1 protein-coding gene is annotated in these 1368 nt (G+C 36.3%); it reads left to right on the top strand.

Going from position 1 to position 1368, the window contains the following annotated elements; all coding sequences use genetic code 11:
* Positions 1 to 115 precede the first annotated feature (115 nt).
* Positions 116 to 1318 (top strand): IS256 family transposase, encoded by a 1203-nt coding sequence (locus BUB80_RS23195; protein ID WP_073298102.1) that lies wholly within the window; start codon positions 116 to 118, stop codon positions 1316 to 1318.
* Positions 1319 to 1368 lie beyond the last annotated feature (50 nt).

Below are 1368 nucleotides of genomic sequence, written 5' to 3'. Positions count from 1 at the left end.
GGTAGTGTTTCACTAACTGTGTAAGTTAAAAAGTTATTCTGGAAAATTTTGAGCCCCTACAGCTCAAAAAATTTTACGGAAATAACTTTTTATTAATTTTAAACCTACATAGTTTATGATGGACAAAGAAGAATTATTAAACAACAAGGATTTCTATAAATCCTTCAAGAATGGAGAAGATCTAACATCCTTCTTCAAAGAAATGCACAAACGAGCGGTAGAACACATCCTTGATGCAGAATTGGATTCTCATCTGGAGAATGAGAAACATCAGAAATCCACCACTGGAAATTACCGAAACGGGCACGGAAGCAAGAAAATAAAATCATCGTTTGGAGAGTCTGAAATTAAAGTTCCCAGAGATCGCGAAGGAAATTTTGAACCTACATTAGTTCCCAAAAGACATAACATTATCGATGGTTTAGAAAATATCATCATTTCATTCTATGCCAAAGGAATGAGCGTATCAGACATTGAGGAACAAATCCGTGAAATGTATGATTTTGAGGTTTCTACTTCAACCATATCTCGAATAACCAGTGCAGTTGCAAGTGAAGTGGTAAGTTGGCAGAACCGCCCGCTTGAAGATTTGTATCTCATTGTCTGGATGGATGGGATTGTTTTCAAAGTAAGGGAAAGCTCCAAAGTCATTAATAAAACTGTTTATTTGGCTGTTGGATTAAACCGTGACGGCAGAAAGGAAGTATTGGGAATGTGGCTTGGAAAAAATGAAAGCTCAGCCTTTTGGATGGGGGTTCTCACAGATTTAAAAGCCCGTGGTGTAGAGGATATTCTCATTACCGCTACCGATAATTTAAACGGATTTACCCAGACTATCCGTTCTGTCTTTCCTGAATCTCAAACCCAAATTTGTGTTGTCCATCAAATCAGAAATGCCTGCAAATATGTGGTTTGGAAGGATAGAAAAGAATTCTCTGCCCATATGAAGCATATTTACACCGCTCCAACAAAACAAGCAGCTGAAGCTGCTCTAAATGATTTTGCGGAAAAATGGGAAAGTAAATATTCTTATGCTATTCAATCCTGGCGAAACAATTGGGATGAACTTACTGTATTTTTTGATTTTCCTTTGGAGATCCGTAAGATTATTTATACCACTAATTTAATTGAAAATCTCAACAGAAAAATCCGTAAGTACACCAAAAATAAAATGTCTTTTCCTACGGATGATGCTGTACTAAAGTCGGTGTATCTTGCTCTGAAAGAGTCTACCAAAAAATGGACGATGCCTATTCAAAATTGGGGGATTGTTTTAAACCAATTTATCCTTATTTTTGAAAAAAGGCTCAGATTATAAAATCCAAGCCCTAACTTTTTAACTTACACACTTCATGGGATAGTGTCTTT

Origin of the sequence: Chryseobacterium polytrichastri (genome assembly GCF_900142445.1) — a bacterium.
GTDB lineage: Bacteria > Bacteroidota > Bacteroidia > Flavobacteriales > Weeksellaceae > Chryseobacterium > Chryseobacterium polytrichastri.
The sequence above is the reverse complement of the archived record's forward strand: the minus strand, read 5'-3'. Positions and strand labels throughout refer to the sequence as shown.

What these genes read in the sequence shown, in the direction of transcription:
- BUB80_RS23195 (WP_073298102.1), top strand. Translation starts at nt 116, where the DNA reads ATGATGGACAAAGAAGAATTATTAAACAACAAGGATTTCTATAAATCC.